Annotated in this window: 6 protein-coding genes; 1 reads left to right on the top strand and 5 read right to left on the bottom strand. The window is 70.5% G+C overall.

The annotated features are described in order from the left end of the window. From GKQ77_RS21820 to GKQ77_RS21805, 4 genes are all read right to left on the bottom strand, one after another. Positions 1-1,031: oxidoreductase (locus GKQ77_RS21820; RefSeq protein WP_219690618.1), on the bottom strand; the 1,031-nt coding region annotated here is incomplete at its 3' end. Positions 1,032-1,312: 281 nt separating this feature from the next. Then, positions 1,313-3,004 (bottom strand): BCCT family transporter, encoded by a 1,692-nt coding sequence (locus tag GKQ77_RS21815; protein WP_219690620.1) that lies wholly within the window; start codon positions 3,002-3,004, stop codon positions 1,313-1,315. Between the two features lie 134 nt (positions 3,005-3,138). Beyond that, on the bottom strand, positions 3,139-4,419 hold the full coding sequence (locus tag GKQ77_RS21810; RefSeq protein ID WP_219690617.1) for a M14 family metallopeptidase: 1,281 nt from the start codon (positions 4,417-4,419) through the stop codon (positions 3,139-3,141). After that, positions 4,416-6,407, bottom strand: a complete 1,992-nt coding sequence (locus GKQ77_RS21805; protein WP_219690616.1) for a Xaa-Pro dipeptidyl-peptidase — start codon at positions 6,405-6,407, stop codon at positions 4,416-4,418. The genes GKQ77_RS21810 and GKQ77_RS21805 overlap by 4 nt, the downstream gene beginning before the upstream one ends. A 201-nt stretch (positions 6,408-6,608) precedes the next feature. Between GKQ77_RS21805 and GKQ77_RS21800 the strand changes: the two genes are divergently transcribed. Beyond that, complete coding sequence (locus GKQ77_RS21800) at positions 6,609-8,111, top strand: M1 family metallopeptidase (protein ID WP_219690619.1); 1,503 nt, start codon at positions 6,609-6,611, stop codon at positions 8,109-8,111. 27 nt (positions 8,112-8,138) lie between these two features. Here the strand turns inward: GKQ77_RS21800 and GKQ77_RS21795 are convergent. After that, positions 8,139-8,416: oxygenase MpaB family protein (locus GKQ77_RS21795; RefSeq protein ID WP_219690615.1), on the bottom strand; the 278-nt coding region annotated here is incomplete at its 5' end.

Here is an 8,416-nt window from a genome sequence, read left to right as displayed (position 1 = left end):
GTGGGGGACGTGGGGGTTACGAGGACGCTGGTGGAGGTTCGGGCCACCACGTATGACGCGCCCTTCGTCGCCTTCCCCGCCAGGGGAACCCGGTGCTCCCCCGCCTCCAGGACCTCGTCGAGGACTTCGTGGACGTGGGCGCGGGAGAGGCGGTCCACCCGGTACGTGATCAGCTGGACCCGGCAGGCCGAGGTGACCTGGAGCCTCGCCGCGTCCCGGCACGCGGCGAGGTGCGTGAGGCGGCGCTGTTCGCGCGGGCTGCGGTCGAGCGCGTACTCGATCTGGGCGACCAGGAGCGGGACTATCGGCGCGAGACCGTCCACGTAGGTGACCTCGATCCCGGCCTGCTCGAACGCCGCGCGCACGGAGCGCCGGGTCTCGTCGGGGACCGCGCGGCCGAACGCGACGGCTCCGTACGTACGCAGCTCGTCAGGTGGGACGCCCGCCGCGTCGGCGGCGATCTCCGCGCCGATGCCGATCGTGCGCAGGGCCGCCGCCAGCTTGGCGAGGAGCGCGACGCGGGCGCCGATCAGCAGGACCCTGCGGCGCTCCTGCGGCGCGTCGGCGGCGAGCAACCGGCCAAGCGCCTCACGGTATTCGGCGCCGCGGAAGCGGAACGGCCCTATGCCGTGGTAGCCGTTGAGTTCCAGGTCGACGGGTTCCGCCGTCTGCCAGGCGAAGTCGCGCCAGATGAAGTCGTCACCGCCGTCGGCCGCCTTCTCGATCACCGCCGTGACCGCGCCGCACTCCAGGGCCTCGCACTCGGGGCAGCCATAGATGACGTACCGCCCGTCGCGCAGCGGTGCCCGGGCCTCCAGGAGGAGCCTGCGGACGTGTGCCGTGAAGATGGCGGGCGGGATGTCGGCGGCCAGCGGCGACACCGCGTCGAGGTCGCAGAGCTGGAAGAGGAGGGGGCGCCCGTTCACGATGAAGTCGACGAAGTCGCGGTGCACTTGGAAGTCACCGTTGGCGAGAACTCCACCGGCTCGCATGGCCGGTGCCAGACCGAAGGTCGCGTACTCGGCAGACATGCTGTGAGTATCCCCAGCGGCGGGGTGATGTGAGCACGGCATGACACATTTCGCCGCGGGCGACCCCGGCCGGTGTGCCCGCGGCGGCCCCGGACGCGTGTCACTGCGTACGCGCGGTCGAGGGCGTACCCGCGCACAGCCCGCTGGACGGGCGGACCCGCTGGAGGAGTGGAACCCGCTGGGCGGGCAGCACCCGCTGGAGGGGCGGAACCCGCTGGGCGGGTCGGAACGCGCGGAGGGCGGCGCCTGTCGAGCGCGCCCTCCGGGTCCCGCGGGGACCGTCAGCCGGTCTTGACCGGGTCGTTGTCCCTTTCGAGGCCGTCGCCACCGCCGTCGCCGTCGTCGTCCTGGGCGGGGCCGATGCGGATCTCGAAGTCACCGTCGTACTGCTCGTGGCCCGCGATCACTGCCTTCTCGACGGCCTCCGTGCCGTGCTCGCCGCGCACGATCAGCGGGTCGTGGCGCAGGTCCCGCATGAGGGAGACGCACATGCCGATCATCACGAGCGTGAAGGGCGCCGCGACGAGGATGGTGAGGTTGCGCAGACCCGTGAGCGCGTCGTCCGAGCCGTCGCCGATCAGCAGCATGATCGCCGCCACGGCGCCGGTCACGATGCCCCAGAAGATCACGACGAACCTGCCCGGTTCCAGTGCGCCCCGCTGGGAGAGCGTGCCCATGACGATCGACGCGGCGTCGGCACCCGACACGAAGAAGATGCCCACGAGGATCATCACGAGGAGGCTGGTCACCGTGGCGATCGGGTACTCGTGGAGCAGGCCGAAGAGCTGCGCTTCCGGGGTCGTCTCGCCCTTGAGGCCGCCCCGGTCCGCGACGGTCATGGCGCTGCCGCCGAAGACCGCGAACCAGATGAGGCTGACCGTGCTCGGCACCAGCATGACGCCGCCGACGAACTGACGGATCGTACGGCCGCGGCTGATCCGCGCGATGAACATGCCGACGAAGGGCGTCCAGGAGATCCACCAGGCCCAGTAGAAGACCGTCCAGCCGCTCAGCCAGTCCGCGACGCCCTTGCCGCTGGAGGCCTCGGTGCGGCCGATGAGCTGCGGCAGGTCGTTGAGGTAGGCGCCGATGGAGGTCGGCAGCATGTCGAGCATGATGACGGTGGGGCCCGCGATGAAGACGAACACCACCAGCAGCAGCGCGAGCACCATGTTGATGTTGGACAGCCACTGGACGCCCTTCTCCACCCCGGAGACGGCGGACGCCACGAAGGCCAGGGTCAGTACGGCGATGATCACGACGAGCAGACCGGTGCCGGCGTCCTCCATCCAGTCGAGCACCTCGATGCCGCTGCCGATCTGCAGGGCGCCGAGGCCCAGCGAGGCGGCCGAGCCGAAGAGGGTGGCGAAGATGGCCAGGATGTCGATGACCCGGCCCCAGGTGCCGCGCGCGTGCTTCTTGCCGATGAGCGGTTCGAAGACGGCGCTGATGGTCTGGCGGCGGTTGCGCCGGAAGGTGCTGTAGGCGATGGCGAGACCCACGACCGCGTAGATCGCCCACGGGTGGAGCGTCCAGTGGAAGAGGGTGGTGGCCATGGACGTCTCCATCGCCGCGGCCGAGTCGGCCGGGTCGGTGCCCGGCGGCGGCGAGGTGAAGTGGGCCAGGGGCTCGCTCACTCCGTAGAACATCAGGCCGATGCCCATACCGGCGCTGAACATCATGGCGACCCAGGAGACGGTGCGGAACTCCGGTTCCTCACCCTCCTTCCCGAGGGTGATCTTCCCGTACCGGCTGACGGCCAGCCAGAGCGCGAAGACCACGAACCCGCTCGCGGTCAGCATGAAGAACCAACCGCCGTTGTGCATCAGGCCGTTGAGCATGTCCGTGGAGATATCTTTGAGCGAGTCCGTCGCCACCGCGCCCCAGACGACGAACGCCAGGGTGAGCCCGGCGGTCACGCCGAACACCACCCGGTCCGTGCTCGGGGACCGGCCGCCGGGGGCGGGCGCCATGATCTCCCGCGACCCTCCCCCGTCGTCCGCTTGTCGCTGATCCTGCGTCACAGGTGACACCTTTCAAGGGGTCGATTACGTCGAGACTTTGTTCTCCGTTACCCCCTACCACATGTGACGCGCATCTCAGGCCCTCAACAGTCCATGTCGGGTCGAGCTGTGACCATGTGATACGGCGCACGTTCGTCGAGCAGGAGCGGTATGAGGGCCCGCGCGGCCTGCCGCAGCGGGACGTACGCGCCGGACTTGTCGCGCTTCACCGTCACTCCGTGCAGCGCCAGTTCGTCCTTGATGTCGCCGTACTGGGCGGCGTCCAGGCGGTAGCGGCAGGGCGGGTTCTGGATGATCTCGGCCGGCTCGGCGGGGTCGTTGTCGGCGCCGCCGAGGTAGACCGGGCCGCGGTCGCGGTAACCCTCGGCGCGGGCGGCGCCGGTGGCACGCTCCAGACGGGCGCGGCGTTCGTCCGAGTACGTGAAGAGGCCTTCGAGGGCGGAGGCTTGGGACTTCACGCGGCGGCGGTTGTTGAGCGCCTCGTCCTTCTTCTCCGCCTCGGTGAGGGGGTCGACGCGGCTCTCTATGAGCAGGCCCGCCGCGTGCTTGATGCCGGAGACGTTGCGCAGGATGCGTTCCTGGCCGTCTCCCGCGGTCTGCTTGATGGGCTCGCCCGTGACGGGGTCGGTCCAGATGCCGTAGGTGCCCGTCGTGTAGCCGTCGGCCTCGGCGGCCGGGCGTACGTACGCCTTCGACAGGGTCCGGGCCTCCTCGTGCACCGCCTCGTCGGTGTTGAGGTTGCGCGGCCAGAGGTCGAAGAGGTCCTTGTCGTAGTACTGGGGGGTCGAGCCGTACTCGTGCAGGTCGTAGATGACGTCCGGCCGGTGGTCGCGGATCACGGCGGCCAGGGCGCGGCCCTCGGCGGTCTTGAGGGCGATGTGGTCGCGGTTGATGTCGACGCCGTCGGAGTTGCCCCGGGTGTCGGCGGCGCGGCCGTCCGGGTTGGCCGTGGGGACGACGAGGAGCGTGGTGCGCCTCAGGAACCGCTGGGTCTTCTTGTCCTTGGCGTACGCGAGGTCCCGGATCGTCGACAGGCAGGCCTCGCGGCCCGAGGGTTCGTCGCCGTGCTGGCTGCATATCAGCAATACGACGCTCTTCGTGGGGCGTTCGCCTATGCGGACCAGTCGCAGGGGGCGGTCCTGCTTGGTGGTGCCGACGCGGGAGACGGAGATCCGCTCGCTCGCCTTGTCCACGGTGGACAGGAGCCTCTGCTCCTCGGGCTGGGTGGTCCAGCGGGCGCCGTCGGTCTCCTCGAATCCGGTACGCGGTGGGGTCGGTGTCGCCTGGGCGGGCGCCGTCAGGAGTGGCGCGGCGAGCGCGGCGGCGGCGCAGGCCAGCGCCAGGGTGCGGATGCGCGGTGTCATGAAGTGCTGCCTCCCGGGAGGGGGTTGAGCGGACGCGGCGGGGCCACGCCGTCGAGACGGGGTGCGCGGGGGGTGACGGTGGTGGAGGTGGTGAACGCCTTCGCGCCGCCGACCAGCGGCACCTTCGCGTAGGTGCGGGCCAGGTCGAGGGTGAGCGTCGGGGTGTCGGCGGGCGGTTCGATGAGGCCCTTGTCGGTGCCCGCGACGATCAGCGCGAGGCGGTGGCCCTTGGGTACGACGTGGTCGCTCGCGGCGAGGTCGAGGGTGAGGGTGTGGGGCTTGCCCGGGGTGAGCGGGCGGCCGCGCTCGGCGTCGGCCCAGTTGCCGAGGTCGGCCCAGCCGCGGCTGAAGATCGTGTAGTCGACGGCGGTGGTCTTCGCCTCCGTCTTCTTGAAGCAGGCGCTGTCGCCCGGGGTGCTCGCGCCCCAGCAGTCACGGTCGGGGAGCGTGACGATGCCCTCGTCCTCGTGGGCGTAGTCGCGGATCGTGTCGGGGCCGAGGTCGACGAGGACCGCGGAGAGGTGGGCGGTGCGGGTGGTCGGGGTCGCGGTGACCGTGACCTTCGAGGAGCCGGCGAGGCGCAGGTCGCGGGCGAGCGGCTTGGTGACGAAGCCTGCCTTGGCGGGCGTGGAGGTGTGGATGCGCTCGGCCCAGTCGGTCTCGCTCAGCTCCCGGTCGTCGGTGAAGGTCTCGGTGCCCTTGCCGGGGCGCGTGCCGAGGGTGCCGACGCCGGGTGCGGAGCCCTTGGCGGGGCGGAGCTTGACGGTGTCCGTGGTGCGCGGGGGCCAGACGCGGTCGGTGGTCCAGCGGTCGGGGGCGCGCTCGATGTCGGCCATCGGTTCGCGGTCGATGCCGTTGTCGTAGCCGAGGAGTTCGTGGTCGAACCAGCGGTGCAGGGTGCGTACCCAGTGCGCGCGGCGGAAGTCGAAGGGGTCGACGTGGCCGGCCTGGCCGAGCCAGATCTTGCGGTCGACGCCGTTATCGGCGAGGGCGTCCCACCACTGGCCGAAGTGCTTGGTGCGCACGTTCAGGTCCTGCATGCCGTGGACGACGAAGACGCTGGCCCGCACCTTGTCGGCGTCGGGGACGTGGTCGCGCTCGTTCCACAGGGGCGTCCAGTCGCCGCTGCGGGGCGCCCCGTCGATCAGGCGCTGGCGTACGGCGCCGCAGCGGGCGCGGGCCTCGGGGCTCTGCACGGCGTTCGCGAGGCCGGCGGGGCCGCTGCCGAAGAGGGGGGCGCCCTTGGCGAAGTAGTAGTCGTACCAGGAGGAGATGGCGCCGATCGGCACGATGGTCTTGAGGCCGCGCACTCCGGTGGCGGCCACGCCCTGCGCGATGGTGCCGTCGTAGCTCTTGCCGATCATGCCGGTCCTGCCGTTGCTCCAGGAGGCGCGGGCGCGCTCGTCGCCGGTGCGGCTCGTGTAGCCGCGGGCGCGGCCGTTCAGCCAGTCGACGACGGCCTTGGCGGAGTGGACGTCGGAGCGGCCTCCGACGTCGACGCAGCCGTCGGAGCGGTTCGTTCCGGTGAGGTCGACGGCGACGTAGCCGTAGCCGCGGGGCACGAAGTAGTTGTCGTAGTAGAGCGGGAGGCGTACGGGGTCGCCGTTCTCGTCGTACGTCTTCTTCTGGCTCTCGTTGCCGCGTCCGCAGCAGGCGTAGTACGGGCTCGCGTCCATGATGACCGGTATGCGGCGGCCGGTGCGGTCGAGTTCGCGGGGGCGGACTATGTCGACGGCGACGCGGTCGGTCCTGCCGTTCTCGTCGCCGTCGATCCTGGTGTCGACCCAGACGGATTCACGTATCGCGTCCTTGTACGAGTACGTGGGTCTGCTCTCCCCCGGGGCCCGGGGGGCCTCGCTCGGCGCGCGCGGGCTCTCGGCGGCCGAGCGCGCCGCGCCGGGGGACATGAGGGTGGCCATCAGGGCGGCCAGGGCCACCGTCAGCAGCGATCTCCAGAGGAGGCGGGTGCGTCGCGCACGTATCGGCATGGCGCGGAAGGTACACCGGCGAACTCCTGTGCGACAGGGGGCCGGGCGTTCCCATGCAGGTCCATGGGACAACCAGGTACATGTCGGCCGAATGGCGATCGTGTGACGTCCGGGGCCATGGACATGACGTGCGAGGGAAGTGCTGAATAGGGTCGTCGAACAGACGAACAGATCTTGAGCCCCTACGACTTGGAGCTTGACGTGCACCGCAGACTCATCGCCCCGGGCGCGCTCGCGGCCTCTCTCCTGCTGGCGATCCCGGCATCGGCCGCGGACTTCTCCCCGGGGGCCCCGGGCATCGGCGACCCCTACTACCCGGCAAGTGGCAACGGCGGCTACGACGTATCCCACTACGACCTGCGGCTGAAGTACCAGCCGGTGACCGACCTGCTCGAAGGCGCGGCCACGATCAACGCCCGTACCACGCAGAACCTCTCGCGCTTCAACCTGGACTTCGGCCTCAAGGTCTCCGAGGTCCGCGTCAACGGCAAGAAGGCGAAGTTCGAGAAGACCGGCGAGCAGGAGCTGGAGATCACCCCGGTCGCCGGGCTCGCCAAGGGCACGCCGATCACCGTCGTGGTGCGGTACGCGGGCAAGCCGTCCGAGCTGAAGATAGACGGTTACACGGCCTGGCACCGGACGCCGGACGGCGGTGTGGCGGCGCAGGAGCCGGAGGCCGCCGCGTGGTGGTTCCCCTCCAACGACCACCCGCTGGACAAGGCGACGTACGACGTGTCGGTCTCCGTGCCCGACGGCAGCCAGGCCATTTCCAACGGCGTTTTGCAGTCGCAGAGTTCACGGCTCGGCTGGACCCGCTTCAACTGGCGCTCCAACAAGCCGCAGGCGAGCTATCTCGCCACGCTCGCGGTCGGCAAGTTCGACATCACGACCGACAAGACCGAGAGCGGCCTGCCGGTCCTCAACGCCTACAGCAAGGACCTCGGCGACAACGCGGGTGCGGCGCGGGCCAGCATCGAGCGGACCACCGAGGTCGCGGAGTGGCTGGAGACGGTCTTCGGGAAGTATCCCTTCAACGCGCTCGGCGGATACGTCCCGAACGTGAAGACCAGCTACGCCCTTGAGACGCAGACGCGGCCCTTCTACAGCCCCGCCGCGTTCGCGAACGGCTCCAACGCGTCCATCGTCGTCCATGAGCTGGCCCACCAGTGGTACGGCGACAGCGTCTCGGTGCACCACTGGAAGGACATCTGGGTCAACGAGGGCTTCGCCCGCTACAGCCAGTGGCTGTGGTCGGAGAAGGAGGGCGAGGGGACGGCGCAGGAGCTGGCGGACTACGTGTACGCGCTGCGCTCCCCCGACGACCCGTTCTGGACCGTCAAGCCGGGTGACCCGGGTCCCGACAAGCAGTTCCACAGCGCCGTCTACGACCGGGGCGCGCTCGCTCTGCAGGCGCTGCGGAACGAGATCGGCGACGACACGTTCTTCGCCATCCTCAAGGGCTGGCCGCAGCAGTACAAGTACGGCAACGCCAAGGTCGGCGACTTCGTGAAGTACGCCGAGCGGATCTCGGGCAAGCAGCTCGCAAGCCTCTTCGACACCTGGCTGTACCAGCCGTCGCGGCCGGACACGCCGACCGCGCGGGAGGCCGGGCTCGCCCGCTCCGCCGCGGTGCCGGCCAAGCCGAAGTCGTGGAAGAAGATCGCTGCCACGAACGGCGTGCACGACCACGGCCACAAGCACTGACGTCGTGGTGAGCCGCGCCGCCCGGTCTCAACGACGGGCGGCGCGGTGCTGTGCCCGGTGCTGTGCGCGGGCCCGCCGCGCGAGGGGCAGGTAGCGCAGCCGTTCGGGCAGCAGGGGGACGATCGTGCGCAGCGCCCTGCCGAAGCGGCGCAGGGCGCGTTCCTGGCGCGGGGTCCAGGGGAGGCCGAGCGCCTGCCGGGCGTCGGGGGGCATGAGGCCGACGGTCACGAAGCGGCGGAAGCGGGCCAGTGGGGGCAGCAGGAGGGGCCACAGGATCCGGAGCAGGACGCGGACGGGGCGCGGGC

The sequence above is a fragment of the Streptomyces anatolicus genome, assembly GCF_019400875.1.
Taxonomy (GTDB): domain Bacteria; phylum Actinomycetota; class Actinomycetes; order Streptomycetales; family Streptomycetaceae; genus Streptomyces; species Streptomyces anatolicus.
The sequence above is the reverse complement of the archived record's forward strand: the minus strand, read 5'-3'. Positions and strand labels throughout refer to the sequence as shown.

Excerpts from the sequence above, each read along its gene's own strand:
- GKQ77_RS21810 (WP_219690617.1), bottom strand. The coding sequence starts at position 4,419 with ATGACACCGCGCATCCGCACCCTGGCGCTGGCCTGCGCCGCCGCCGCG.
- GKQ77_RS21805 (WP_219690616.1), bottom strand. The coding sequence starts at position 6,407 with ATGCCGATACGTGCGCGACGCACCCGCCTCCTCTGGAGATCGCTGCTG.
- GKQ77_RS21815 (WP_219690620.1), bottom strand. The coding sequence starts at position 3,004 with ATGGCGCCCGCCCCCGGCGGCCGGTCCCCGAGCACGGACCGGGTGGTG.